This window comes from Streptosporangium nanhuense (genome assembly GCF_059358815.1).
On sequence record NZ_JCADBG010000004.1, the window covers coordinates 390823 to 417739 of the forward strand.

Sequence of the window (26917 nt, forward strand, 5' to 3'; positions counted from 1 at the left end):
GACGGTGGTTCTCCTAGACGGTGGTGACGACGATCGGGACGTCCGAGCCCACCAGTTCGACGCCCGCGATCCGCGCGCTCCCCGAGACGGTCACCCGCAGCCCCTCCCCGTCGGGGACCGCGGTGATCGTGGTGTCCCCGTCGAGGTCGGAGACGGTGGTACCGGCCTCACGGGTCTCGGCGCCGGTACCGGTGCCGGCCCCGACGCCGTACGCGACCAGGGTGATCTCCCCGAACGGCCCGTCCCCCACGGTCCCGCCCGGGTCGGCGAGGACGGGGACGATCGCGCCGCGCCGGGCGAAGAGCGGGACGCGGTCCAGCGGCGTGGCGACCGTGACGTACCGGCCGCCGGGCAGGATCTCGCCCGTCCAGTGGTCCACCCACTCCCCTCGCGGCAGGTAGACCCTCCTGACCTGCTCCGGCGAGGTCATCGGCGCCACCAGCAGGTCGCGGCCGAGGAGATACTGCAGGTCGGCCTGCCAGGCCACCGGGTCGTCCGGGTAGTCCACGCACAATGCCCGCATCATCGGCGCCCCGGTCCTGGCCGCCTCGACGGCCGCCGTGTAGATGTACGGCATGAGCCGGTAGCGCAGCCGCAGCGCCTCGACCGCCTCCGTCTCGACCTCGGGGAACTCCCACGGCTCCCGGCTGGTGGTGCCGTGCAGGCGCAGCAGCGGGGAGAGCGCGCCGAACTGGGTCCACCTGACGTACAGGTCGTCGGTGGGCCTGCCGGTGAACCCGCCCGCGTCGTGGCTCCAGAACGGGACGCCGGACAGGCCGTGCGCCAGCCCGCCGCGCAGCGTGCTGCCCATCGCGGCGTAGCTGGTGTAGGTGTCGCCGCTCCACTGCGCCGAGTGCCGCTGCCCGCCGAGGAACGACGAGCGCGCCCACACCATGCCGTGCCCGGTGACCTCCCGGGTCACATCGGAGACGGCGTCGTTGAACAGCAGCGTGTAGACGTTGTGCAGGTCGGTGCCCGACATGCCGTTGGCCGCGACCGCGTCGTGCGGGACGCCCTCGGCGAAGTCGGTCTTGAAGACCTGGACCCCCTGCTCCAGCAGCGGGCGGAGCAGTCCCTTGAACCACTCCACGGCGGCGGGGTTGGTGAGGTCGACGATGCCGCAGGCCGGGTAGGAGCCGTGCCAGCAGTCGGCCACGTAGACCTCGCCATCAGGATTTTTAAGGAAATATCCGCTTTCGGCGGCGGGGAGGAAGGCCGGGCTGAGATGGGAGATGTACGGGTTCATCCACAGGCAGACCTTGAAGCCCATCGCGTCCAGCTCGGCCAGCATCCCGGTGGGGTCGGGGAAACCCTCCGCGTCCCAGCGCATGTCCGACCAGTGCCCGTCCGTCTGCCAGTACGTGTCCAGGTGGAGCACGTCGCACGGGATCCCCCGCTCGCGGATCCGCCGCGCCCTGGCCATCACCCGCTCCTGGGTGTCGACGAAGAACCCCGAGGAGATCCATGTGCCGAACGCCCACTTCGGCGGGAGCAGCGGGCGGCAGGTCAGCAGGTCGTAGCGGCCGAGCACCTCCGACGGGGTGGGCCCGGCGATCACGTAGTAGTCGATCAGGTCGTCCGGGACCACGATCTGCACGCAGCTGTGCGTCGACTGGCACACGTCGAACTCCACCGGCGTCCCGCTGTCCACCAGCACGCCGTAACCCCTGCTGGACAGGTAGAACGGGATGTTCTTGTACGCCCGCTGCGACTCCGCGCCGAAGGCGTCGAAGTTCCACATCACCGGCCGCTGGCCGCGCTTGTCGAGCCGGGTGAACGACTCGCCGAACCCGCCGAACGCCTCGTCGGCGGGGGCGGCGAAGCTCTCGTGGTAGCCGGCCACCGCGCCGTCCGCGCTGGAGCGGCCGAACGGCAGCGTGCGCAACCGGCCGCTGATGTCGGTGTGCCCCCGGTCCTGCTCCAGCAGCGGCGCCCCGCTCGCGTCGGTGAACCTCAGGTGCCAGGGCGACAGGGTGATCTCCGCGCGGAGCGAGCCCGCGTCGAGCAGGACCCTCCCGTCGCGGCTCTCCACCCGCGCCCCGGCGAACGTGCCCGGCGTGACCATGGAGATCGCGGCGGCCGACCGGGTCCGCGCGTCCGCGTCCTCCCCGAGCCTGACCCGGATCACGCCCTCGCCCGCCACGCCCACCTGGACCAGGAGCGTCTCCTCCGCCGAGGTCACCGCCTTCAGGATCACCCCGGTCTCGTCGGAGGCCACCGGCTCCGCCGAGATCAGCGCCGACAGGCCCTCCTCGCCGTGCGAGCGGACGGGCAGCTCCGGCGGATCGGCGACGAAGTACTCGTGCGCGACCAGCGGGGGGCGGTAGGGCATGGGAACTCCAGCGCTCGGGCTTCCGTTTGCTGAATTAGTTTTACGTCCAAACCAACAAACGTCAATGCCCCCCACCTGCCGCCGCGTCCACCGGCACCGCGAAGTCATCGCGCCCGGCGTCCGCCGCGCCCCCGGCCGGCACGGGTTCGGTCAGTCTTCGTAACCGCCGGGAGCGCACAGGGTCCTGTGCCTCTCGATGAGCTCCCGGGCGTTCTCGATGAGGCACTTGCGGTTGAGCACGTTGGCCACCCCCCGCAACGCCTCGACCGTCTCGATCACCGCGTTCCAGTCGGTGCCGGGTCTCATCTTCAGCGTGTACGACTCGTTCATGTCCTCCACGTCGAGGATTTCGGACAGCTTCCGTTGCGTGGAGCCCAGGGCGGACTGCTCCCGTTCCCGGCGGAGCAGGTCGGCGTAGGCCTCCTGCCTGCTCACGAAGGAGATCGTCTCCACCTGCGGCATGGCCCCGAGCGTCCGCTCGATCACCGCCTTGTCCCGCGGCGTGGTGGCCCTGCCGCCCAGGATGGGGTCCGGCGGGGCACCCAGGCCACCGTCCTCCACGGCGAAGCCGCCGCCGCCACACCCCACGAACGGCGAGTCGTCCTTGCAGAGGAACACCACGAGCTCGGGATCCCCTTCGCGCCACTTCTCCCAGCCGTCCACGGCCGAGAGCGTGGGCGGCCTCTCCTCGGCGGGCCCCCGCGCGATCACCGTCGTCGTCGTCACCACCCCGGCGACGCCGGCCGCGACGAGGACCGCGGCCACGAGGCGCGGGACCGGGCCGGACCATCGCCCCGGCGCGGACGGCGGGCCCGTCGCGGCGCGCCTCCGTCGCGAGCCGGGCAGCCGGAGCGGGCGCCAGGCCGCCCGCCCGGGCTTGCCGACGGCGCCGTGCCCGGACTCCTCCCGGACGGCGCCGTGCAGGCGGTCGAGCGCGGAGGCGACGGCCTCGGGCCGCGGGGCGGGCTGGGCCTCGGCCCGGTCACGCAGCAGGTCCATCTCATCCATCGCGTCGATCCCCCTTGCCGGCGGCGTCCGTGTTCATGACTTCCCTGACCCGCCTGCGGGCCCGGTTGAGGCGGGACCCGACGGTCCCCGGGGGAATGCCCAGGGCGTCGGACACCTCCGCGTAGCTGAGCTCGCCGTACGCGACCAGCAGGAGCGCCTCCCGGTCACCGGCCTTCAGCACGGCGAGGGCGCCCGCGAGGCGGCGCCGCGCGTCGACGACGAGGTAGGCGTCGGCGGAGTCCGCCGACGACGCGCCCGGGTCGGTGGCGTCCCGGGCCCGCTCCAGGGCGCGGTACAGGCGCACCTCGTCCCTGCGGTGCCGTCTGATCAGGTTGGTCGCGATGCCGAACAGCCAGGCGCGCGCGTCACGACGGGACAGGTCGTAGCGCTCCCGCTGCCGGAAGGCCGCGAGGAACGTGTCCGCCGCGACGTCGTCCGCGGCGTCGGCGCCCAGCCTGGCCGAGGCGTACCGATGGATCGCGGCGAAGTACCTGTGGAAGATCTCCGCGAACCGTTCCTGATCGCGCAGCGACAGCCGGATCACCTCGGCGTCGCTCGCGACGGCGGACTCCCCCGACACGGCACCCCAGGCCAGGCCACCCGCGTCGCCCACGTCGCCCGCGTCGTCCGCGTCGTCCGCGAGGAACGAGGCGGGAAGAACATCGGGAAGGGCGTCGGGCAGGGCGCGATCGGGGGGACGACCGCTGTTGACTCTCATACGGAGGATGCCTTTCGTGGGGCAACGGACGCTGTTATTGCCCGCACCCCGCCGCCTTCTTCACGAGAAGGCTCGCACGCCGCCGCCGCCGAGCCGCGACCGAGGCCCGGCCCCTCGCGCGAGCCCTTTCGTAAGCCCCTTCGTAAGCCCTTCCGGGAGTCGGGGGCGCGGGCCGGAGTCCCCGCCCTTGAACGGGACCGGCGACCCGTGATAATTAGTTTAGTCTCCATCCAAATAAGGGAGTGGCCGTGGACTGGCCTGGGCGGTTCGGCGGGCTGTGTTACGGCGGGGACTACAACCCCGAGCAGTGGCCGGAGGAGGTCTGGAAGGAGGACGTCGCGCTGATGCGGCGGGCCGGCGTCAACCTGGTCAGCCTCGGGGTGTTCTCCTGGGCCCGGCTGGAGCCGTCACCGGGCGTCCACGACTTCGGGTGGCTCGACCGCGTCCTCGACCTGCTGCACGACGGCGGGATCGGGGTGAACCTCGCCACCCCGACCGCCTCCCCGCCGCCCTGGTTCGGCCTGGCCCACCCCGACGCCCTCACCGTCACCCCCGGCGGCACCCGGCTCACCCACGGCAGCCGCGACACCTACTGCGTGCACGCCCCCGCCTACCGCGCCGCCTCCGTCCGCGTCGCCGGCACCCTTGCCGAGCGCTACCGCGACCACCCCGCGCTCGCCATGTGGCACGTCCACAACGAGTACGGCACCGCCTGCCACTGCGAGCACGCCGCCTCGGCCTTCAGGACCTGGCTGCGCGCGCGGCACGGCACGCTGGACGCGCTGAACGACGCGTGGACCACCTCGTTCTGGAGCCAGCACTACTCCGCCTGGGAGCAGGTCACCCCGCCCCGCGCCACCCAGTACCTGCCCAACCCCTCCCAGGTTCTCGACTTCCGCCGGTTCGTCTCCGACGCGATGCTCGACCACTTCCGCGAGCAGAGGGCCGTGCTGCGCGAGCTCACCCCGGACGTCCCGGTCACCACGAACTTCGTCCTCGGCGACTGGGTGCCGGTGAACCACCGCCGCTGGGCGGCCGAGGTCGACCTCGTCGCGATCGACCACTACCCGTCGTCCGACCCGCCCGCGGAGACCGCCTTCGCCGCCGACCTCGCCCGAGGCTGGGCCTCGAACCCGGAGCAGGCCCCGGCCACCGACCCTGCGCACGGTTCAACCGACCCGGCGCACGGCTCGGCCGCCGGGAAGCCCTGGCTGCTGATGGAGCAGGCGGTGGTCACCTACACCGGCCCCCGGATGCTCGCCAAACGCCCCGGTGAGATCACCAGGCTGAGCCTGTCGCACATCGCGCGGGGCTCGCGAGGGGCCATGTTCTTCCAGTGGCGGGCCTCCCGGGGCGGCGCCGAGCTCTGGCACGGCGGCATGGTCCCGCACGCCGGACCCGACTCGCGGATCTTCCGCGAGATCTGCGAGCTGGGCGCGCTCCTGCCCTCCCTCACGGACGCCTGCGCGGCCCCCGTCGAGGCCGGGGCCGCGATCCTCTGGGACGCCGAGGCGGGCTGGGCGCTCCAGTCCCCCGGCCTGCCCTCCGCCGAGCTGAACTACGCCGAGACCGTACGCCAGGCCCACCGGGTGCTCTACCGGCACGGCGTCACCGCCGACCTCGTCCCCCCCTCGGCCGACCTGTCGTCGTACCCGCTCGTGCTCGTCCCCGCCCTGTACCTCATCTCGGACGCCGACGCCGCCAACCTGCGCCGCTACGTCTCCGGCGGCGGCACCCTCGTGGTCTCCTACCTCAGCGGCGTCGCCGACGAACACGCCCGCGTCCGCCTCGGCGGCCACCCCGGCGCTCTCCGCGACCTCCTCGGCGTCAGGGTAGAGGAGTTCCACCCCCTCCCACCCGACGTCACCCTCACCCTGTCCGCTCCCGGCGACGACCATCCGGAGAGCGGAACGTTCTGGAGCGAACACCTCCACCTCGAAGGCGCAGAGCCCCTCGCCGTCTACACCGGCCCGCACACCTCCGGCACCCCCCTCGCCGGACAACCCGCCGTCACCCGCCACCCCTACGGCTCCGGCACCGCCCTCTACGTCTCCACCCGCCTCTCCGACGACGCCTACGCCCGCCTGCTGGGCCTGACCCCGTCCCCCGTGGAACTCGTCCGGCGCGGCGACTGGCTCTTCGCCGTCAACCACACCGACGAGGCGCAGGAGGCGGCGGGCCTGCACCTGCCGCCGGGCGGTTTCTCCGTACGAGTACACGACGACCCGAAGCCTTGAGTGTCGCGATCCCCACCGTCCCTGGAGGGACAGTGCTGGCCAGAGGGCGTACGGGAGGTGACGGCGAACTCCAGCGGGTTGCGATCCTCACCGACCCCGGAGGGACGGTGCTGGGTTCTTGAGCTGGGATTTTAGTCTTTTTCGAGGGAGAAACGTCCCGACAGACAGAGGAAATGTCTGATTTATGGCGAAATTCGGTTCGGAACAGGTGGCGTGTCGCACGCATACCGGGGGTTCCTAGATCATTGAGGGGCTATGAGGAACGATAGGCCACGGCCTCTATCACGCCCGGCATCGTCCAGCACTTGAGCTTGACACAGAGAGAGGCTTTTCGCCCTCCGGCAACCCCCTCCCGGCCAGCTCACGGTCACCCGCACCGCGTGGCCGAGCTTCCGCCGTTTCACACCACTACAAGCTCATCAACCGAGCCCAGCATCGCCTTATTGACCGCGATGTACGCGTCCCGGTTCGCGTGTCGAAATCCATAAGATTTGCGATCATGAAGATGTGGATCGAGCTGGTGGCGGTCGTCGTGGAGGACTACGACAGGGCCATCGAGTTCTTCACCGAGGCCCTGGGCTTCGAGCTGGTCGAGGACTCCCTGTCGTCGACGAACGACGGCCGCCCGAAGCGGTGGGTCGTCGTCCGGCCGCCGAGAGGTGAGACCGGCCTCCTCCTCGCCCGTGCGGACGGCGAGCGCCAGACCGCCGTCGTCGGGGAGCAGTTCGCCGGGCGGGTGGGGTTCTTCCTGCGGGTGGACGACTTCGACGCCGCGCACGCGCGGATGGTGGCGGCCGGGGTCGAGTTCGTGACCGCGCCGCGCGCCGAGCCGTACGGGCGGATCGCCGTCTTCCTGGACATCGCCGGCAACCGATGGGACCTGCTCGGCCCAGCCTGAACGCGAACGGCAACGCGAACGGCAATGTGGGCACCAACACGGACGGCGCCCATCGCGCGGCGAAAGCGGATCCCGATGGAAAGCGGATCCCGGCGGAAGGTATGCCCGCGAGTACGTAGCAGAAAAGGTGCAAGCGAGTATCTAGCGTGATGCAATGGGCCGCTGACACGATCGGGGCTGCTTTGAAGGAGGCTCCCGTGCGTCGTTCCATCCCCCTGGCTCTCATCGCCGCGATCTTCGCGCTGTCGGGGACAGTGGTCTCTCCCGCCCAGGCCGAGAGCGGGCCGTGCAGGCCCGGTCAGGGCGTCAACCTGCGCGGCAAGGACTTCACGCGGGGTGCCCAGCTCCCCGCGAACCTGCGCTGCGCCGACCTGACCAAGGCCAAGCTGGACGGCGTGGAGCTGCTCCAGAAGGACCTCACCGGAGCGATCCTGCGCGGTGCCTCGCTCAAGCAGGCCAACCTCACCCAGGCCACGCTGAAGTACGCCGACCTGCGCAGTGCCGACCTCACCGAGGCCGACCTGGGACAGATGCACGCCGACCACGCCGACCTGCGGGGCGCGGTCCTGATCGACGCCGAGGCGGGGCAGGCGGAGTTCCCGCACGCGGACCTGACCGGGGCGACCCTGACCAGGGCCGAGCTGACCCAGGTCGACTTCACCAACGCCAAGCTGATCGACGCCGACCTGGAGGAGAGCACCCCCGGCCAGCTCAAGGCGCGCAAGGCCGACTTCACCCGGGCCAAGCTCCGCGAGGCCAAGATGAGCCAGGCGAACCTGCGCAACGCGACGTTCAAGGACGCCGACGTGAGCGAGGCAGAGTTCACCCAGGCCGAGCTGGACGGCGCCGACTTCACCGGCGCGCTGGTCGAGGGCGCGTCCTTCGTCCAGGCCGACGACGTCGACCTCACCGGTTCCAAGGGCAAGCCCACGGGCATCACCGTCGCGGTGCCGACCTCGCTGCCCGACCTCGACATCTTCAAGACCGAGGAGAGAGAGGCCCCGGGTGAGAAGTCCGACGCGGAGAGCGGCGGCCCGTCCGTGGGACTGGTCATGGTCGTGCTCAGCGCGGTGGGCCTGGCGCTGACCGTGGTGGCCTGGGGCGTCAGCGCCCAGCGGCGGACCCGGCGCAACGCACAGTTCGTCCTGATGCGGCGCGGCGCCGAGGAGGACATCACCCGGCTGGGCGAGGGGATCGACCAGCTCGACTACGAGTTCCAGGTGAGCGGGCGCGGCGGCATGACCGCCGACCGCGACTGGCGTCTCGCCCTTGACGCCTACGAGGCGGCCAAGCAGGCCCTGCTGGTCGCCCGCCGCCCGGAGGAACTGCACTTCGTGGCCCGCGCCGTCCGGGACGGCGGAGCCGCCCTGGACCGCCTCCGCTCCCGCGTGCACTAGAGCCTGTACGGACCTCGGGGTGCGCGATTCGTATGTGGTGTGGTCACAGCGCCCAGCGAGTGGGGCCGCCCGGCGCGGGCTGGTACCGGAAGAGATGGCCGGTGCGCAGTGAGGCCCGCAGGTGGGCCCCGGCCAGGGGCGCCGCCGCCTCCACTCGTTTGACCGCCGCCCACAACGCCCGGGTCGCGTTGACCCGGGCCCGCTCGGCCTCGCCGGACTGGCCGCGGTCCCGCCCGCCCAGCCCGGTGGCCTTGCGCAGCTCGGTCAGCAGGGCGGTCCGCTCCTCCTGGACCGCCCTTGCCCGTTCGGCGTCGCCGGCCCGGTCGGCCGCGTCGAGTTCCCCGGCGAGCGCCTCCAGCCGGCGCCGGTAGGCCTCGCGGGCGACGGCGTCGAGAATCGGGGCCCCGTGGGGGACGGTGAGGCCGGCTCCTCCCGCGACGAGGTCCAGCGCGGCGATCTCTCGCCTGGGCGCGGCCAGCAGGATCCGCAGGTACTCCATGCCGCGTCCGTCACGCAACCGGGCCGCCTCGGTGCCGGCGTCCAGTCGCCAGCCCTCGCCGTCGCGGCGCAGAGACCACTCGTTCGCCGGTGGGGTCAGGGTGTCCAGGAACGCTCCCATGCCGAGGCGCTGCGCGATCGAGCGGGCCTGGTCCAGGTCTTCCTCCGCCCGGAGCGGATCGCCCGCACCGTCGCGGGCGGCCAGCGCCCGTGCACGGGCGGCCAGCGTGCCGGCGAGCCAGGGCAGCGCTCCGAGCCGTCGCTCCAGCGTCACCGCGACGTCCAGGTGGGTTATCGCGAGGTCGAGCCGGCCGAGTCGCATGGCGAGCCGGCCCAGGTAGTCGTCGACCGGGCCGCTGATCATGTTGGCGCCGCCCGAAACGACCAGACGCCTGTGGTAGGGGGCGAGCGCGTCGTACAGGGCCTGGGCCGCCGCCGGTTCCCCGGCCAGCGCCGCCACGATCGCCAGGTCGGCGCACACCCCGAGCCAGCGCGGCCCGGATCCGGCGAGAACGGCCGGCAGCAGTCGTTCGAGCTCAAGACTCGCCTCGTCGCCCCGCCCGGACTCGGCCAGTGCCCGGGCGGCGGCGGCCTCGAAGAAGTGACCGGGCAGCCGTCGGGCAAGGTCGTGCCAGGGGGCCACGAGCGAGCCGTACTCGCCGCGCGTCATGGCCAGGGCGGCGCGCAGCGTCCCGACCAGGCGTTCCGCGTCCGCGAGCCCCGCACGCCCGCCCAGTACGCCCACCTCGGCGGCGAGCGTGACCGCCGTGTCGAACCGTCCCCGGATCGTCGCCAGCATCGCCTGACGCGCCAGCACCACCACCGCCGCCTCGGAGTCGCCGGCCAGTGAGCTGGCACGCGCGTAGGCCGTCAGCGCGGACTCGGCCGCCTCCAGTTCCCCCAGTTCCGCCAGGGCGACGAAACGCCAGAACAGTCCGCGCCGCTCGGCCTCGGCGTCCCCGGCCCGCCGGGCCTGCGTCACGATCTCCGACGCGGTGGCCAGCCGTTCGTGGGCGGCCGCGGGATCCCACAGCGCGTGCAGCCCGGAGTCGAGGACCTCGGCGATCGCGCCGGGAGCGCCGGCCTCCCGGGCCAGCGTCACCGCCTCGTCGATCAGCGTACGCCGGCGCCGTCCGGCCGACGGGTCGCCCAGCAGTTCACGCGCGAGCCTGGCCAGCACGCGGGCCCGGGAGCCAGGGGCCGACGTGCGTTCGGCCGCGGCCTCCAGCAGACGGATGAGACCGGAGTCGAGATCGAGGAACTCCGTCCGCGACGGCGCGGTCAGCGCCAGGTGGAGGACCGGGTCGCGGGTGACGTCGAGCCGGGCCAGCTCATCGGCGAGGCCGAGTGCGGCTCCGGGCAGCCCGCCCGAGGCCAGCCACACCGCGTGGACCGCGTCGGCGGACAGGCCCGGGCTCAGCTCGGCGAGCTGCGGTTCCGTCAGGCCACGCAACCGCAGCTCAGGCTTCAGTCCGGTGGGTTCCGCGGCGGTCGCGACCAGGATCGTCGCGCCGGACACGAGCCGAGCCAGCAAGGCTGGTAGATCGACGGCGAACGTGTCGGCGTGGTCGACGTCGTCGATGAGCAGCAGGCGCGGGCCGTGAGCCGCCTGGGCGAGGCGATCCGGCGACCGAAGCCAGGACGCGGTGGGCGCGGTCTCACGGAAAACCGGGATCTTCCGTTCGCGGGCCAGGTCCGCGGCGGCGTCGATCAGCGCTGACTTGCCCGAGCCGGGCGGACCGGTGACGACAAGATGGCCGCTGTCCCCTGCCGAGGCCCGGTCGAGCAGCCGTACCAATGCGGCGAGCTCCCTTTGGCGTCCAATCAAGGCCATCTGTGCAGCGTAACGGCTTGCCGCGACCGCCCCTCAATGGTTCTGAGGCTCTGCCCTCCGGTGCGCCTGACCGGTCCCGGATGGCTGTGGCCTGCGTCACGTACAAATCGTGCACTCCTCGGTTACGCCCTCTGGGTGAGGTTCCTTTGCGAAAAGAGGGCGACATGAAGGACATACGTGACATCCGGTATTTCGGTGACCTGGCCGGTGAGATCCGGGGCACGGACGACGACCGCCCGCCGCTGGTCTTCCTGCACGGTCTCACGTACGACCGCCGCCAGTGGGGACCGCTGCTGGACGAACTGGCGGCCGTCGATCCGGGCCGGCGGGTGCTCACACTCGACCTGCCCGGGCACGGGGAGTCGGCGCGATGGGACGGCTACGACCTCGACAAGGTCGTGGCCGCCCTCCACGCGGCGGTGACCGAGGCCGGACTCACCGCGCCGATCGTCGTGGGGCACTCCCTCGGGGGCGTGCTGGTGACCAGGTACGCCGCGGCCCACGCGACCCGTGGCGTGGTCAACGTCGACCAGCCGTTGCTCGTGGGCAGGTTCGGCGATGTCCTGCGGCAGGCCGAACCGGTGCTGCGCAGCCCGTCCTGGGGTGAGGTCTGGGACCGGATGCTCGGCAACATGCAGGTCGACCGGTTGCCGCCGGCTGCGCGGGACCTGGTCTCCACGGCCACCGATCCGCGGCAGGACCTGCTCCTCGGCTACTGGGACGAGATCCTGGTCACCTCCGCCGAGGAGCTCGGCCGCCGCCAGACCCACGCGCTGGGCGTGATCCGGTCCAACGGGGTGCCGTACCGCTACGTGACCGGCCATTCGCCGGATCCGGCGTACGAGGGATGGCTGAGGTCCGCCCTGCCGGACGTCACCGTCACCGTGCTGCCCGGCAGCGGCCACTTCCCGCACCTGGTGCACCCGCGCGAGATGGCCGGGATGCTGGCCGGCTGAGCCGGCCGCTCCAAGACGTCCTTCCCCACCACATCCCCGCCGGCCGGGCCCGCCCGGCCGGCCTGACGATCGGAATTTTCGATGACGCTACCGGACCGGCTGCGCGACGACGCCGCAGCCCTGCAGGACGACCTGGTACGGCTGCGGCGTGACCTCCATCGGTACCCGGAGCTCGGCCTCCACCTGCCGCGCACCCAGCTGGCGGTGCTGGACGAGCTGTCGGGGCTGGGGTTGGAGATCACCCTGGGCCGGTCGCTGAGCTCGGTGACCGCGGTGCTGCGCGGCGGGCGACCGGGCGAGGCGGATCCCGGCGGCGAACCCGCCCCCGCGGTGCTGCTGCGCGCCGACATGGACGCCCTGCCGATCACCGAGCTGACCGGGCTGGACCACGCGAGCCAGGCGGACGGCGCCATGCACGCCTGCGGGCACGACCTGCACACGGCGATGCTGGTCGGCGCGGCCCGGCTGCTCGGCGCGCACCGCGACGCGCTGGCCGGCGACGTGGTGTTCATGTTCCAGCCGGGCGAGGAGGGCTGGAACGGCGCCGCCCGCATGATCGAGGAAGGGGTGCTGGACGCGGCGGGACCACGGGTCTCCTCGGCGTACGGCATGCACGTGCGCTCGTACGGGACCCCCGCCGGCCAGTTCCGCAGCAGGCCCGGCCCGTTGATGGCGTCGACGGCGGGGCTCAGGGTGACCGTGCGCGGAGTCGGCGGGCACGCCTCCATGCCGCACCTGAGCCGCGACCCGGTCACGGTGGCGGCGGAGATCGTGACCTCGTTGCAGACCCTGGTCACCCGGCGCTTCGACATCTTCGACCCGGTGGTCGTCACGGTCGGCTCCATCCATGCCGGGACCACGTCCAACACCATTCCCGACACGGCCACGATCGACGCCACGGTACGCACCTTCTCGCCGGCGAACCAGACGCGGCTGCCCGGCGAGGTCACCCGGTTGTGCCTGCACATCGCCGAGGCGTACGGGCTGACCGCCGAGGTCGACTACGTCGAGGGCTACCCGGTGACGGTGAACGACGAGGAGCAGTACGAGTTCGCCCGTACGGTGGTCTCCGAGGTGCTCGGCGCGGAACGGTTCGTCCCGATGGCGTCCCCGGTGAGCGCCGCGGAGGACTTCTCCGAGGTGCTCGGCGAGGTGCCCGGCTGCTATCTCATCCTGGGCGCGAGCGCCGCGGACGATCCGGCCACGGCGCCGAGCAACCACAGCCCGCGAGCGGTGTTCGACGACGGGGTGCTCTCCGACGGCGCGCTGGTTCACGCGGAACTGGCGATCCGGGCACTGCGCCGGCACGCGGTGCGGCGGGCGCCCGCCGCACCGCGTGGATCCGTGCCGGGTGAGGTCGCGTAGCGGCCGGCGCCGCTCCTGCCGCGGCGGCCTCACCGGCGACGGCGCCACCCTGGTCACCGCGGACATCTCCGGCAGCCCGGTGACCCTGCGGTTCCACTTCGAGTACGGCGGCGACGGGCTCGTCCGCGTCCTGCGCATCCGTCCCTGACGCCGAGATCACCCGGACGAGCGGATCAGATGCCGCTGGGGGTCATCGGCTGCATGAGGCGGCGGGCGGCCTCGGTGACGGAGCCGGACAGGGAGGGGTAGACCGCGAAGGTGTGGGCGATCTGGTCGACCGTCAGCCGCTGCTGGACGGCGACCGAGACCGCCAGGATCAGCTCCGACGCGCGGGGGGCGACCACGACGCCGCCCAGGATGATGCCGGTGTTCGGGCGGCAGAACAGCTTCACGAAGCCGTCGTTGAAGCCCTGCATCTTGGCGCGGGCGTTGGTGGCCAGCGGCAGCTTGACGATGTTGGCCTCGATCTCGCCGTTCTCGATCGCCCGCTCGGCGATGCCCACGGCGGCGATCTCGGGGTCGGTGAAGATGGCGGAGGCGACGGTGGCCAGGCGGAGCGGGTGCACGGCCTCGCCGAGGGCGTGCCAGACGGCGATCCGGCCCTGCATCGCGGCGACCGAGGCGAGCATCAGGACCCCGGTGCAGTCCCCGGCCGCGTAGACGCCGGGCGCGGAGGTGCGGGAGACCTTGTCGACCTGGATGAACCCGCCCCTGTCGAGGGTGACCCCGGCCTCCTCCAGGCCGATCCCCGCGGTGTTGGGGACCATGCCGACCGTCATGAGGCAGTGGCTGCCCTCGGCGGTCCGGCCGTCCTCCAGGGTGACGACCACGCCGTCCGCGGTGCGCTTGACGGACTCGGCGCGGGAGCGGCCCATCACGTTCATGCCGCGGCGCCGGTAGACCTCTTCGAGGACCTCGGCGGCGTCGGCGTCCTCGTTGGGCATCATGCGGTCGCGGGAGGAGACCAGCGTGACCTCCGAGCCCAGCGAGCGGTAGGCGCCCGCGAACTCCGCGCCCGTGACGCCGGAGCCGACCACGATGAGGTGCTCGGGCAGCTCCTCCAGGTCGTACAGCTGGCGCCAGGTGAGGATGCGCTCGCCGTCGGGCTCGGCGCCGGTCAGGATGCGCGGGGTCGCGCCGGTCGCCACGATGACGACGTCCGCGCGGATCGTCCGGTCACCGGCCCTGACCACCTGCGGGTCGACCAGCCGCCCCGGGGCCTTGATCACCTCGACGCCCTCCGCCGCCAGCCGGGCGGCGATGTCGGCGGACTGCGCGCGGGCGAGGTCCTTGACGCGCCTGTTCACCAGCGGCATGTCGGCGATGACGCCGCCGACGTCGCCGTCGGGGCCGCCGGTGTAGTGGACCCCCAGCATGCTGGCGTCGAGGAGCGCCTGCTTGCGCACCGAGGTGGCGATCAGCGTCTTGGACGGTACGCAGTCGGTGAGGACGCAGGCCCCGCCGGGGCCGTCCTGTTCGACCACGGTGACCTGCGCTCCCAGTTGGGCGGCGACCAGCGCCGCCTCGTATCCGCCGGGACCGCCACCGATGATCACTATCCTCGTCACATAGCCCATTCTCCCGCATGGTGGGACCGGACATCGCTCGGCATCCCTCCTAAACCACTAAACCCCCACAAAACCAGCGGGATTCCGCGAGACATCGGCGTGGCTTCGAAGCTGAGTGAGCGTCTAGCCGATCTTGGATTAGTGTTTGTCTCCGTGCCTGTCTACGCCGCTTACGGCAGCAACATGGACCCGAAGCAGATGGCCCAGCGGGCCCCTCACTCCCCGATCAGGGGGACGGGCTGGCTCCAGGGCTGGCGCCTGACCTTCGGCGGGAACGACCTCGGCTGGGAGGGCGCCCTCGCCTCCATCGTCGAGGACGCCGCCGACCAGGTTTTCGTCGTCCTCTACGACGTGCCCGAGTGGGACGAGAGCTCCCTCGACCAGTGGGAGGGCGCGGCCCGCGGCCTCTACCACAAGGTCAAGCTCCGGGTGCAGACCATGGAGGGCGAGGTCGTGGCCTGGTTCTACGTGCTCGACGGCTACGAGGGCGGGCTGCCCTCGGCCCGCTACCTCGGCATCCTGGCCGAGGCCGCCGAGCGCGCGGGCGCCCCCGACGACTACGTCAGGGAGCTGCGCGGCCGCCCCTGCACCTCCCTGGGGAGCTGAGGACGGCCTTCCCCGGGGAGCCGGGCACCACTGGTCGCCGACCCCGCGTGAGCATGCGCGGGGCTTGGTGTTAACCCACACGCCATCCCGCCTTCACCTGGAAAAATGTCATGATTCCCGGGTGAGGGACACACCCATTGACGGCGGGGAGACCGGGCGCGGGTCATCCCTGCGCGAAGTGACCTGGCTTTTCCTGCGGCTGGGCGTCACCGCCTTCGGCGGTCCCGCGGCGCACGTCGCGATGATGCACGACGAGGTGGTACGGCGGCGCGGCTGGCTGACCGAGCAGCGCTTCCTCGACCTGGTCGGCGCGACCAACCTCATCCCCGGCCCCTCCTCCACGGAGCTGGCCATCCACCTCGGCCACGAGCGCGCCCGGTGGCGCGGCCTGGTGTCGGCCGGGGTCTGCTTCATCCTGCCCGCCGCGCTCATGGTCGGCGCGCTGGCGGCCCTGTACGTCCGCTACGGCCGCACCCCCGAGGTCACCGGGATCCTGTACGGCATCAGGCCGGTCGTCATCGCGATCATCGCGTGGGCCCTGTTCTCCCTGGTCCGTACCGCGCTGGGGAGCACGTACCTGTGGATCCTGGCCGGGGCCGTCCTGACGGCCTACCTGCTCGGCGTGAACGAGCTGCTCCTGCTCGCCGCCGGGGGCCTGCTGACCGTGGCGGTGCGGACGGCCTCCGCCCGGCGTTCCCGCCCGCGCGGGCCCGGAGGGGAACCGCCCGGGGACACCGGGGACGGCTCGCGGTCCTCACGGGCGCTGCTGGCGGCGCCGCTGGCCCTGGCCGGTGGCCAGGACCCCGACCAGCTGCTGCGCCTCTTCCTCACCATGCTCAAGATCGGAGCCGTCCTGTACGGGAGCGGCTACGTCCTGCTGGCCTTCCTGGAGGGCGACTTCGTCGAGCGGCTCGGCTGGCTCACCCCCGCCCAGCTCGCCGACGCCGTCTCGATCGGCCAGTTCACCCCGGGCCCGGTGTTCACCACGGCCACCTTCGTCGGCTACCTGGTCGCCGGAGTTCCGGGGGCCGTCCTCGCCACGGTAGCGATCTTCCTGCCGAGCTTCCTGCTGGTCGGGCTGCTCACCAGGATCACCGACCGGATCAGGTCGAGGGCGTGGTCGAGCGCGCTGCTCGACGGGGTGAACGCCACCGCGCTGGCGCTGATGGCCGGAGTCGCGCTCCAGCTCGGCCGCATCTCCCTGGTCGATCCGCTCACCTGGGCGCTGACGGCCGGAACGCTGCTGGCGCTGTGGAGGACGAGGCTGAACTCGGCGTGGCTGATCGCGGCGGGAGCGGCGGTCGGCCTGGCCTCGGTGATCGTCACCCGGCTCGGCTGAGGGCTCGGGCGAGGGCTCGGGTGGCCGTACCCTCCGCTGAGCAGGAGACACGGCGCGGTGCGAAGACGGATGACCGGTACGCTCGGTGACGTGACCAATGACCCGTATGCACTCGCCACCGACGCCGCGGACGCGCTGAGAAGCGCCGTCGGCGTGGATTCCTTCGACGTCGCACTGGTGATGGGGTCCGGCTGGGTCCCGGCCGCCGACGCGATCGGCGAGACGGTCGCCGAGATCCCGGTGACCGACCTGCCCGGCTTCGCGCCGCCCGCCGTGCAGGGCCACGCGGGCCGGATCCGCGCCGTGCGGACCGAGTCGGGCAAAGACGTGCTGATCTTCCTCGGCCGCACCCACCTCTACGAGGGCCGCGGCGTGGAGCCGGTCGTGCACGGCGTACGGACCGCGATCAGGGCCGGGGCGGGCACGGTCGTGCTGACCAACGCCGCCGGGGGCCTTCGCCCCGAGACCCAGGAGGTCGGCGAGGCGGTGCTGATCAGTGACCACATCAACCTGACCGGTGCCAGCCCGATCACCGGCGCCACCTTCGTCGACCTCACCGACGTCTACACCCCGCGCCTGCGCGAGCTGGCCCGCGAGGCCGACCCCTCGCTGGCTGAGGGCGTCTACGTGGCCTTCCGCGGCCCGACGTACGAGACCCCGGCCGAGGTCCGCATGTGCCGCGTCCTCGGCGGCGACATGGTGGGCATGTCCACCGTGCTGGAGGCCATCGCGGCCCGCGAGGGCGGCGCCGAGGTGCTGGGCATCTCCCTGGTCACGAACCCGGGCGCCGGGCTGGTGGGCGAGCCGCTCAACCACGAGGAGGTGCTGGAGGTCGGCCGCGCCACCGCCACGCGCATGGGCGGCCTGCTGGCCAAGGTCGTCGGCAAGCTGTAGGACGGCGAGCGGCGGGACCACGAGCCGCGGGACGGCGGGCGGCGTCCGGCTTTCGAGAACCACCCTGACTTCAGGGACCGAAGAGATCAAAGGGATCAACAGGCGGCGGGCCCGGCGAGCGGACGGGCCCCGGCCCCGAGAGGTGACGATGAGCAGCGATCTCGCAGGGCTCGCCCGTTCCTGGCTGGCCCAGGACCCCGACCCCGACACGCGCGCGGAGCTGGCGAAGCTGCTGGAGAGCGACGACGGCGACGCGTTGCGCGAGCGGTTCGGCTCCAGGCTGGAGTTCGGCACCGCCGGGCTCCGGGGCGAGCTGGGAGCGGGTCCCAACCGGATGAACCGGGTGACGGTCATGCGCGCCGCGGCCGGGCTGGCCCGCGTCCTCGGTCCCGGCAAACACGTCGTGATCGGCTACGACGCCCGGCACAAGTCGGACGCCTTCGCCCGCGACACCGCGGCCGTGCTCACCGGGGCCGGGCTGCGCGCCTCGGTCCTCCCCGGGCCGCTGCCCACCCCCGTGCTGGCCTTCGCCGTCCGCCACCTCGGCGCCGACGCGGGCGTGACCGTCACCGCCAGCCACAACCCGCCCCGCGACAACGGCTACAAGGTCTACTGGGGCGACGGCTCCCAGATCGTGCCTCCGGTGGACGCGGAGATCTCCGCCGCCATCGACGCGACGGGGCCGGTCTCCGAACTGCCCCTCGGCTCCCCCGGCGACCCCGCCTGGAACGAGCTGGACGACGGCGTCGTGGCCGCCTACCTGGAGGCGGTGACCGCGCTCCCGATCGGCGACGCGCGCGAGCTGCGGGTGGCGTACACCCCGCTGCACGGCGTGGGCGGCGACACCCTGGCCAGGGCCTTCACCGCCGCCGGGTTCGACGCGCCCGCGACCGTCGAGGCCCAGGCCGAGCCCGACCCCGACTTCCCCACCGTCGCCTTCCCCAACCCGGAGGAGCCCGGCGCGATGGACCTCGCGCTGGAGCTCGCCGGACGGGTCGGCGCCGACCTGATCCTGGCCAACGACCCCGACGCGGACCGCTGCGCGGTGGGCGTGCCGCTGCCCGGCGGCGGTTACCGGATGCTGACCGGCGACGAGGTGGGCGCCCTGCTGGGCGAGCACGTGATCCGGCACACCTCGGGCGAAGGCCGCCTGGTGGCGACCACGATCGTGTCCTCGTCCCTGCTCGGCAAGATCGCCGCCGAGCACGGGGTGCGCTACGCCGAGACCCTGACCGGCTTCAAGTGGATCATGAAGGCCGGCGAGGGCCTGCTGTTCGGGTACGAGGAGGCGCTGGGATACAGCGTCGGCTCCGGCCTCGGGCTGCCCGTGCACGACAAGGACGGCATCGGCGCGGCGCTGACCGTGGCCGGGATCGCCGCGCGGGCCAAGCTGGAGGGTCGCGGCCTGCTCGACCTCCTGGACGACCTGGCACGCCGTCACGGCCTGCACGCCACGTCACAGCTGTCGTTCCGGGTGGCCGACCTGTCGCTGATCACCGGAGCCATGGCCCGCCTGCGGGCCACGCCGCCCGCGCGGCTCGGCGGTCGCGAGGTCGAGGCGTCCGACGACCTGAGCCTCGGCGCGGGCGGGCTGCCGCCCACCGACGGCCTCCGCTACCACCTGGCCGGGGGCGCCCGGGTTGTCGTCCGCCCCTCGGGCACCGAGCCCAAGCTCAAGTGCTACCTGGAGGTCGTGGTCCCGGTGACCGGCGAGGTGTCCGACGCCCGCGCCCTGGCCGTACGGGATCTCGACGCCCTGAAGGCCGACCTCACCGAGGCCCTCGGCCTCTGACCCCACCGAGGCCGGTGCGAGCCGGGCCGATGCGGGCAGCCGGTGCGAGAAGCCGGTGCGGGCCGGGCCGGTGCGAGAAGGCGGTGTGAGAAACCGGTGCGAGAAGGCGCCGTCGGCTCGCCCGGGACCGCCACCGGCGTCGGCGCGGTCAGGCGAGGAAGGCGGCGACCACCAGCAGGACCGCGGCCGCGAAGGCCCCCAGGGCACTCGGTGACCAGGTCACCTTGAACCCGCCGGCCTCGGCCGCGGGGCCGGTCCCCGCCTCCGTCTCGACGGCGGTGGCGTCCTCGGCTTCCACCCCGGCCGCCGCGGTCGCGGTCAGCGCGGCCGCGCGCCTGGCCGCTTCCGCGCGTTCGGTGATCTGCTCGGCCACCCAGTCGGCGTGGGTCCTGCCCGCCAGCGCCTCGGCGGCGGCCTGCTCGCCCTTCGAGCGGACCGGCTCGGTCCTGGAACGGCCACGCGCGGGCACGGACGCGGGCTTGCCCCTGCGCGCGGCCGCCGCCCGCTCGCGGGCCGAGGCCTGCGGGACCCAGCAGCGGACGCTCTCGTCGCCGGAGGTGATCGTGATCGAGTGGGAGACCGTGACCTCGTCCACGTCGAGCCAGGACACGAAGACGTTCCTCAGCGGGTTGCGGACGTGGACGCCCTCCTCGGACAGGATGACCGCCGGACGCAGGCAGGTGACGAAGACCAGGGCGGTCAGCACCCCCAGCACCGCCGCGGCGACCATCGACGTCTGCCCGCTGTAACGGACGATCAGATCGACCGCGTTGAACGCGGCGAAGGCCATCCAGACCCAGCCGACGACCGTCGCGAGGGTGGAGCGGAACACCTGCTTCATCGGAAAAAGCTCACTTCACTCGTACGAGCCCGATCACGCCTGCCACTTGAGGCGGGCGAAACCGGGTTTGATGACACCGTTGATGAGCGACAGGCGCTCGTCGAACGGCAGGAACGCGGACTTCATGGCGTTGACGGTGAACCACAGCATGTCGTCCCAGCCGTAGCCGAACGCCTCCGACAGCTTGGCGAACTCCTCGGAGACGGACGTACCGCTCATCAGCCGGTTGTCGGTGTTGACCGTGACCCGGAAGTTCAGGCGGCGCAGCAGGCCGATCGGGTGCTCGGCGATGGAGGCCGCCGCGCCGGTCTGCAGGTTGGACGTCGGGCACATCTCCAGCGGGATGCGCTTGTCGCGGACGTAGGCCGCCAGGCGCCCCAGCTTGGGCTCCCCGTCGCCCTGGACGGAGATGTCGTCGATGATCCGGACGCCGTGGCCGAGCCGGTCGGCGCCGCACCACTGGATCGCCTGCCAGATCGACGGCAGGCCGAACGCCTCGCCCGCGTGGATGGTGAAGTGGGCGTTCTCCCGCTGGAGGTACTCGAAGGCGTCCAGGTGGCGGGTGGGAGGGTATCCCGCCTCCGCGCCGGCGATGTCGAACCCGGCCACCCCGGCGTCGCGGTAGCGGACCGCGAGCTCGGCGATCTCCATGGACCTGGCCTGGTGGCGCATGGCGGTGAGCAGCGTGCCCACCCGGATGCCCCGCCCCTCGGAACCGGCGGCGAAGCCCTCCTGCACGGCCTCGATGACCTCTTCGAGGCTCAGGCCCGCGGAGGTGTGCTGCTCGGGCGCGTAACGGACCTCGGCGTAGACGACGCCGTCGTCCGCCAGGTCCTCGGCGCACTCGGCGGCGACCCTGACCAGCGCCTCGCGCGTCTGCATGACGCCGACCGTGTGGTCGAAGGTCTCCAGGTAACGTTCCAGCGAGCCGGAGTCGGCGGCCTCCCTGAACCAGGCGCGCAGGCTTTCCGTCCCGGTCGCGGGCAGCCTGTCGTAGCCCGACTCGCGGGCCAGGTCGATGATGGTCTCCGGCCGCAGGCCACCGTCGAGGTGGTCGTGGAGCAACACCTTCGGAGCCAGGCGGATCTGCTCGAAAGTGGGTAGCTGACTCATCTGGCAACCTTACCGTCAGGGGCCTGATCGGCCGCCCGTACGAAGGCGCCGCCATGGCCCGGCCTCGGGATGTTCACGCGGGTGTCCCCTCGCGGGGGACGTCGCGCCGATCCCGGGACGAAGCCGCCGGGATCGGCGCGTGACGAGTCACTCGCCGTCCCGTCACCCGCCGTCGCGGTTGACGGTCTCCGGGGAGAAGGCGGGCAGGCAGACGGCGACGTACTCGGCGCCGTCGGGGCCGGAGCTGTAGCGGATCCGCTCCCCCGGCTCGCACACGAACACCTGCCCCGCGCCGATCTCGGTCGTGCCGCCGTCGTGCTCGACGACGACGGTGCCCTTGAGCACCAGCGTGTACTCGGCGAACTCCGGTGTCTGGGCGGGCTCGTCCCACCCCGCCGGGGCCTTCATGTGCGCGATCGAGATCCCGGCGTCACCGCTGTTGGCCAGACCGACGTATTCGTCGATCGTCTTGCCCCCGGGAACGGGAATCCGCGTCGCGCTGTCGATTTTGCGTACCATCGGACCAGTCTGTCACCGCTTCGAGGTGCGGCGTCCCTCAGCGCCGAGGCGCCTTCCACACGTGGTCCGGCACGTTCTCCCGACACCCGCCCCGGCACCTCGCCGGTACGCGGCTAGTGCGCGACGTCGACGACCAGCCGGTACGGGTTCTTCTGCTCCAGCACCCGGAACGGCGCCTTGCGGTCGAGGACGACGCCCACGCTCACCACGCCCTCGAAGTCGCCCATCTTGACCACGTTCTGGACGTTGCCCAGCTTGGTCTGGAAGATCGGGCCGCCCGTCCAGGTGGGCTTGCCCGCCTCGGTGTGCGCGACGGCCGGGGTGATCGTCAGCTGCAGGTAGGCCCCGCCCTTGACGTCGACCGGATCTCCCGAGCCGTCCTGGACGAGCTTGGGCACCCACCGCGCGGTGTAGCCGGGCAGGTCGCCCCTGAGGTCGATCACCACCCGGTCGAACCCCTTGTGCCTCCCGAACCGGGCTCCGGTGACGGTCGGCTGGGTGTCGATGGAGCGCTCGACCTCGACCGCCTTGGTGCTCGTCGGCGGGAGCAGCCCCGCCGCGACGGTGGAGGGCGTGGGGGGCGGTGTGGTCACCGGATCCACCGGGGCCGGGGCCGTGGTCACCGGGCCCGCCGGGCCCGCCGGGGACGCCGGGGACGCCGGGGACGCCGGGGACGGGGTCGCGGTCTGCGTGGCCGAGCCACAGCCGGCCGCCAGCAGGAGCGGGGGAACGAGCGCGAGGGAAACGAGGGTGCGGTTCATGGTGAGCCTCCTGCCCCGTTAGATGCTCAGGTCTCCGGGGAGGTTCACCCCCCGGCCGTCCACATGCGCCCTGGCCGGATCGTGACACCTTGTCGAGGGGGGAGTCAAGCACCCCCGGGCGGCGCGGTCGCGGGTCGCGAGGGTGCCGCCGCCGAGCCCCGGTCATCCGGCGGCGGCCCCCTCGCGACCCGCGCGACTCCCGTCCCCGCGCGGGACGGAGACGCTGGACCGGCCTAGACGGTCTCCAGCACCTTCTCTCCCTCGCCCTTCCCTTCGGCCGCGACGACCGCGCGACGGGCGCGAAGGCCGGTGAGGGCGATCAGCAGGCCGACCACGGCGAGGATCCCCGAGACCGTGATCGCGGCACGGAAGGTGGCGATGGGGTCGGCGCCCGTACCGGAGGTGAGGACGGCCGTCACGACGGCCAGCACGATCGCCCCGCCGACCTGTCCGGAGGTGTTGAGCAGGCCTGAGGCCAGGCCCTGCTCGTCGTCGGCCACCCCGTTGGTCGCCTGGATGTTCAGCGAGGGGAAGGACAGGGCGAACGCGATGCCCAGCAGGACCATGCCGGGGATGATCAGCGTGGCCAGGCTGGGCTCGCCGTTGATCCGGAGGAAGAACGCGTACCCGGCGGCCAGCGCGGCCGAGCCGATCACGATCAGCCGGGCGGTGCCGAACCGGTCCGCCAGCTTGCCCATCCTGGTGGAGGTCACCGCCACCAGGAGTCCCGCGGGCAGGAAGGCCAGCGCGGTCTCCAGGGCCGACCAGTGCAGGAAGTTCTGGAAGTACTGCATGGCGACGAACTGGAAGCCGACGTAGGAGCCGAACAGGATCACGAGCCCCAGGTTGGCGCGGACGATCGGGCCGGAGCGCAGGATGCCGAGGCGTACCAGCGGGTGCTTGACCCGCTGCTCGGTGAGGACGAAGACGGCCAGCAGCAGGGCGGCGCCCAGCAGCGAGGCGATCGTGCGCGGCGATCCCCAGCCCGCGCCGGGCGCCTCCACCACGGCGTAGACGAGCAGCAGCATGGAGCCGGTGATGGTGACGGCGCCGATGAGGTCGTGGCCGCCCTCGGCGCGCTCCTCCCGCTGCCTGGGGAGGAACTTCAGGGCCGCGACCAGCGCGATGATCGCGACGGGGACGGGCATCAGGAACGTCCAGCGCCAGCCGAGCTCGGTCAGGAATCCGGAGATGACCAGGCCCAGGGAGAACCCACTGGCCCCGGAGGCGGTGAAGACGCTGAGAGCCCTGTTGCGGGCAGGTCCCTCGGCGAAGGTCGTGGTGATGATGGAGAGCGCGGCGGGCGCGGTGAAGGCGGCGCTGACGCCCTTGACGAAGCGGGCCGCGATCAGCAGCGTGCCGTCGTCGACGAGGCCGCCGAGGAGCGAGGCCACGGCGAAGACCGCGAGGGCGACCAGGAAGACCCTGCGACGCCCGAGCAGGTCGGCGGTCCGGCCGCCGAGGAGGAGCAGCCCGCCGTAGCCGAGCACGTAGCCGCTCACGACCCACTGCAGGGAGGACGTGGACAGCCCCAGGTCCGCCTGGATGGACGGCAGGGCGACCCCCACCATCGAGACGTCGAGCGCGTCGAGGAAGACCACGGCGCAGAGCACGGTGAGCGCGGCCCACAGGCCGGCCCCCCATCGCTCATCGGGCGGCGACGCCGGAGCGGCGGTCGAGGCGGATGCGGCAGATGGAACGGGTGCGACCGACGGATCAGGTGGAGCCGTCGAGGCCGGTGAAGGGGTCATGTCGTCCGACAATACATGCAGACGCATCTAATGCAAAAGCATTTAATGAATGTGCATTTATTGTTCACGCCTGGTACGATCCGCGCATGAACGAGGAGGACCCGGTCCGCGCGTGGCGTGAGGTGCTCGCCAAGCACGCCACGACAGCCTGCGCGCTGGAACGCGAACTCTCCGAACGGCACCGGCTCGGCATGAGCGAGTTCGAGGTCCTGGAGCGGATGGTCGAGGGCGGCCAGGGCAAATACCGGGTCCAGGAGATCGCCGACGCGGTCCACCTGAGCCAGAGCGCCTGTTCACGGCTGATCGCCCGCCTGGAGAAGGCGGGCCTGGTGACCCGTCGCATCTGCGAGGACGACCGGCGTGGCATCTTCGTCGGCATCACCGACGACGGCCGCGAGCGCCACGCGACCGCCCTGCCCACCCACCGCGCCGTGATCGGCGAGATCTTCGGCTCACCGTCCCGCGAGGCGGGCCGGAGTGTGGATCGAAGCGCGGACCGGGAAGGCGTCCCGGCCCGCTAGACGAACCCGCCGTCCCGGTCCGTTGGACGAACCCGCCGTCCCGGCCCGCTAGGCGAACCCGCCGTCCCGGTCCGTTGGACGAACCCGCCGGATGAATCGGGAGAACGTCCCGGACCGCCGGACGCGCCGGGAGACGGCCCCGGAGGGCACCCCGGCCCGTGAGGCGGACCGGAAGAGCGCCCCCGGCCCGCCGGACGAACCCGCCGGTGTCAGGCGGTGACGCGGTCGATCACCAGGGGCAGCAGGTCCGGGTCGGCGGTCTCGCCGACGGTGTAGGCCCCTTCCAGGGCGGCGAGCGCCCGCTCGAAGCGCGCGGTCTCGTCGGCGTGCAGCGTCATCAGCGGCTGCCCCGCGCGGACCAGGTCGCCCGGCTTGGCGTGCAGCACGATGCCCGCGCCGAACGACACCGGGTCCTCCTTGCGCGCCCGGCCCGCGCCGAGCCGCCAGGCCGCCAGGCCCACGCCGTAGGCGTCGAGCCTGGACAGCACGCCGGACGAGGGCACGGTGATCTCCATCGTCTCGGCGGCCCTGGGCAGCAGGGCGTCGGGGTCGCCGCCCTGAGCGGTGATCATCCGGCGCCAGGCGTCCATCGCCGAGCCGTCCGCGAGGGCACGCTCGGGGTCCTTGCCCCCGGTCAGGCCCGCCGCCTGGAGCATCTCCCGCGCCAGGCGAACGGTGAGCTCGACCACGTCGGCGGGCCCGCCCCCGGCGAGCACCTCGACCGACTCGGTGACCTCCAGGGCGTTGCCCACGGCCCGGCCCAGTGGCCGGTCCATCGCGGTCAGCAGCGCGACCGTGTTGACCCCGGCGTCGGTGCCGAGCTCGACCATGGTCGTGGCCAGCTCGCGGGCCTGCTCTATGTTCTTCATGAAGGCCCCGGAGCCGACCTTGACGTCCAGGACGAGCGCGCCGGTGCCCTCCGCGATCTTCTTCGACATGATCGAGGAGGCGATCAGCGGGATCGCCTCGACGGTGCCGGTGACGTCGCGGAGCGCGTACAGCTTCTTGTCGGCGGGGGCGAGGCCGTCGCCCGCCGCGCAGATGACCGCCCCGGCCTTGCCGAGCACGTCGAGCATCCCGTCGTTGGACAGGGACGCCCGCCAGCCGGGGATGGACTCCAGCTTGTCCAGGGTACCGCCGGTGTGGCCGAGTCCCCTGCCGGACAGCTGGGGCACGTATCCCCCGCACGCGGCGACCAGCGGTGCCAGCGGCAGCGTGATCTTGTCACCGACGCCGCCGGTGGAGTGCTTGTCGGTGGTGGCCCCCGGCAGCGACGACCAGTCCATCCTGGAGCCGGAGCGGATCATGGCCTGGGTCCACCCGGCGATCTCCCGCCGGTTCATGCCGTTGAGCAGGATCGCCATCGCGAGCGCGGACATCTGCTCGTCGGCGACGACGCCCTTGGTGTAGGCGTCGATCACCCAGTCGATCTGCTCCTCCGACAGTTCCCTGCCGTCCCGCTTGGTGACGATGACGTCGATCGCGTCCATGATCAGGCCCCCCGGCTCAGGTCGTCGGGCCCGAAGGCGTAGGGGAGGATCTCCGCCATCGGCTTCGGGCCGTCGATGGTCTCCAGCAGCAGCTCGGGGCCGCCGAACTCGTACAGGAGCTGGCGGCACCTGCCGCACGGCATGAGGAGCTCCTCGTGCCCGTCGACGCAGGTGAACGCGACGAGACGGCCGCCGCCCGTGGCCCGCAGCGAGGACACCAGCCCGCACTCGGCGCACAGCCCGAGGCCGTAGGAGGCGTTCTCGACGTTGCAGCCGGACACGATCCGCCCGTCGTCCACCAGCGCGGCGGCACCGACGGGGAACTTGGAGTAGGGGGCGTAGGCGTGCCCCATGGCCCGCACGGCCTCGGCCTTCAGCGCCGCCCAGTCGATGACCGTCCCGGCCCTCGCCCCGGCGCCCGTCCCACTGCCCGCTTGTGTGCTCATCCCGACCTCACCGCCCGTCTCACTGCCTGTGTC

General features: G+C 72.3%; 23 protein-coding genes. 11 read left to right on the forward strand and 12 right to left on the reverse strand.

The genetic code is table 11. The features are described from left to right. Positions 1-13: 13 nt before the first annotated feature. The 3 genes from AC5L38_RS11520 to AC5L38_RS11530 form a co-directional block, all read right to left on the reverse strand. Positions 14-2332 (reverse strand): TIM-barrel domain-containing protein, encoded by a 2319-nt coding sequence (locus AC5L38_RS11520; protein ID WP_495242735.1) that lies wholly within the window; start codon positions 2330-2332, stop codon positions 14-16. Between the two features lie 150 nt (positions 2333-2482). After that, the gene (locus tag AC5L38_RS11525) at positions 2483-3340 is read right to left on the reverse strand and encodes a permease-like cell division protein FtsX (RefSeq protein ID WP_495242736.1); all 858 of its coding nucleotides are present in this window, start codon (positions 3338-3340) and stop codon (positions 2483-2485) included. After that, a complete protein-coding gene (locus AC5L38_RS11530) occupies positions 3333-4058 on the reverse strand; it encodes an RNA polymerase sigma factor (RefSeq protein ID WP_495242737.1) in 726 nt (241 codons plus the stop codon). Before AC5L38_RS11530 ends, AC5L38_RS11525 begins: the two co-directional genes overlap by 8 nt. Positions 4059-4306: 248 nt before the next feature. Here AC5L38_RS11530 and AC5L38_RS11535 point away from each other — a divergent pair, with 248 nt between their 5' ends. From AC5L38_RS11535 to AC5L38_RS11545, 3 genes are all read left to right on the forward strand, one after another. After that, positions 4307-6295 (forward strand): beta-galactosidase, encoded by a 1989-nt coding sequence (locus AC5L38_RS11535; protein ID WP_495242738.1) that lies wholly within the window; start codon positions 4307-4309, stop codon positions 6293-6295. Positions 6296-6794: 499 nt separating this feature from the next. Continuing rightward, complete coding sequence (locus AC5L38_RS11540; RefSeq protein WP_495242739.1) at positions 6795-7193, forward strand: VOC family protein; 399 nt, start codon at positions 6795-6797, stop codon at positions 7191-7193. Positions 7194-7390: 197 nt separating this feature from the next. Next, positions 7391-8590 (forward strand): pentapeptide repeat-containing protein, encoded by a 1200-nt coding sequence (locus tag AC5L38_RS11545; RefSeq protein WP_495242740.1) that lies wholly within the window; start codon positions 7391-7393, stop codon positions 8588-8590. Between the two features lie 43 nt (positions 8591-8633). Here the strand turns inward: AC5L38_RS11545 and AC5L38_RS11550 are convergent, their stop codons facing one another. Continuing rightward, positions 8634-10922 carry an AAA family ATPase gene (locus tag AC5L38_RS11550; RefSeq protein WP_495242741.1) on the reverse strand — a complete coding sequence of 763 codons (2289 nt, stop codon included), beginning with the start codon at positions 10920-10922 and terminating at the stop codon, positions 8634-8636. Positions 10923-11086: 164 nt separating this feature from the next. On the opposite strand from AC5L38_RS11550, the gene AC5L38_RS11555 reads away from it, so the two are divergent. The 3 genes from AC5L38_RS11555 to AC5L38_RS11565 all read left to right on the forward strand — a co-directional run bounded on the left by AC5L38_RS11555 (position 11087) and on the right by AC5L38_RS11565 (position 13391). Continuing rightward, entirely contained in the window at positions 11087-11878 is a 792-nt protein-coding gene (locus tag AC5L38_RS11555; protein WP_495242742.1) for an alpha/beta fold hydrolase, read from the forward strand. A gap of 81 nt (positions 11879-11959) precedes the next feature. Then, on the forward strand, positions 11960-13243 hold the full coding sequence (locus AC5L38_RS11560) for a M20 metallopeptidase family protein (RefSeq protein ID WP_495242743.1): 1284 nt from the start codon (positions 11960-11962) through the stop codon (positions 13241-13243). Next, the gene (locus AC5L38_RS11565; RefSeq protein WP_495242744.1) at positions 13230-13391 is read left to right on the forward strand and encodes a hypothetical protein; all 162 of its coding nucleotides are present in this window, start codon (positions 13230-13232) and stop codon (positions 13389-13391) included. Before AC5L38_RS11560 ends, AC5L38_RS11565 begins: the two co-directional genes overlap by 14 nt. Before the next feature lie 25 nt (positions 13392-13416). Here AC5L38_RS11565 and AC5L38_RS11570 read toward each other — a convergent pair whose 3' ends face one another. Further along, entirely contained in the window at positions 13417-14811 is a 1395-nt protein-coding gene (locus AC5L38_RS11570) for an NAD(P)H-quinone dehydrogenase (protein ID WP_495242745.1), read from the reverse strand. Between the two features lie 153 nt (positions 14812-14964). Here AC5L38_RS11570 and AC5L38_RS11575 point away from each other — a divergent pair, with 153 nt between their 5' ends. From AC5L38_RS11575 to AC5L38_RS11590, 4 genes are all read left to right on the forward strand, one after another. Further along, positions 14965-15417 carry a gamma-glutamylcyclotransferase family protein gene (locus AC5L38_RS11575; protein WP_344750057.1) on the forward strand — a complete coding sequence of 151 codons (453 nt, stop codon included), beginning with the start codon at positions 14965-14967 and terminating at the stop codon, positions 15415-15417. 121 nt (positions 15418-15538) lie between these two features. Continuing rightward, entirely contained in the window at positions 15539-16756 is a 1218-nt protein-coding gene (gene chrA / locus AC5L38_RS11580) for a chromate efflux transporter (RefSeq protein ID WP_495242746.1), read from the forward strand. 90 nt (positions 16757-16846) lie between these two features. Next, positions 16847-17650: a purine-nucleoside phosphorylase gene (locus AC5L38_RS11585; RefSeq protein ID WP_495242747.1), complete on the forward strand. Its 804-nt coding sequence runs from the start codon at positions 16847-16849 to the stop codon at positions 17648-17650. A gap of 148 nt (positions 17651-17798) precedes the next feature. Beyond that, entirely contained in the window at positions 17799-19442 is a 1644-nt protein-coding gene (locus AC5L38_RS11590; protein WP_495242748.1) for a phospho-sugar mutase, read from the forward strand. Positions 19443-19590: 148 nt separating this feature from the next. Here AC5L38_RS11590 and AC5L38_RS11595 read toward each other — a convergent pair whose 3' ends face one another. The 5 genes from AC5L38_RS11595 to AC5L38_RS11615 all read right to left on the reverse strand — a co-directional run bounded on the left by AC5L38_RS11595 (position 19591) and on the right by AC5L38_RS11615 (position 24427). Next, a complete protein-coding gene (locus AC5L38_RS11595; protein ID WP_495242749.1) occupies positions 19591-20283 on the reverse strand; it encodes a hypothetical protein in 693 nt (230 codons plus the stop codon). A 33-nt stretch (positions 20284-20316) separates the two neighbouring features. Beyond that, positions 20317-21396, reverse strand: coding sequence for an adenosine deaminase (locus AC5L38_RS11600; protein ID WP_495242750.1), 1080 nt, complete (start codon positions 21394-21396; stop codon positions 20317-20319). A gap of 162 nt (positions 21397-21558) precedes the next feature. Next, positions 21559-21915 carry a cupin domain-containing protein gene (locus AC5L38_RS11605; RefSeq protein ID WP_495242751.1) on the reverse strand — a complete coding sequence of 119 codons (357 nt, stop codon included), beginning with the start codon at positions 21913-21915 and terminating at the stop codon, positions 21559-21561. A gap of 113 nt (positions 21916-22028) precedes the next feature. Next, a complete protein-coding gene (locus AC5L38_RS11610) occupies positions 22029-22676 on the reverse strand; it encodes an AMIN-like domain-containing (lipo)protein (protein ID WP_495242752.1) in 648 nt (215 codons plus the stop codon). 233 nt (positions 22677-22909) lie between these two features. Further along, positions 22910-24427, reverse strand: a complete 1518-nt coding sequence (locus tag AC5L38_RS11615; protein ID WP_495242753.1) for an MFS transporter — start codon at positions 24425-24427, stop codon at positions 22910-22912. Positions 24428-24513: 86 nt separating this feature from the next. On the opposite strand from AC5L38_RS11615, the gene AC5L38_RS11620 reads away from it, so the two are divergent. Continuing rightward, positions 24514-24948 carry a MarR family winged helix-turn-helix transcriptional regulator gene (locus AC5L38_RS11620; RefSeq protein ID WP_495242754.1) on the forward strand — a complete coding sequence of 145 codons (435 nt, stop codon included), beginning with the start codon at positions 24514-24516 and terminating at the stop codon, positions 24946-24948. Positions 24949-25157: 209 nt separating this feature from the next. Here AC5L38_RS11620 and AC5L38_RS11625 read toward each other — a convergent pair whose 3' ends face one another. Then, positions 25158-26438, reverse strand: coding sequence for a thymidine phosphorylase (locus AC5L38_RS11625; RefSeq protein WP_495242755.1), 1281 nt, complete (start codon positions 26436-26438; stop codon positions 25158-25160). A gap of 2 nt (positions 26439-26440) precedes the next feature. Further along, a complete protein-coding gene (locus AC5L38_RS11630; protein ID WP_495242756.1) occupies positions 26441-26884 on the reverse strand; it encodes a cytidine deaminase in 444 nt (147 codons plus the stop codon). Positions 26885-26917 lie beyond the last annotated feature (33 nt).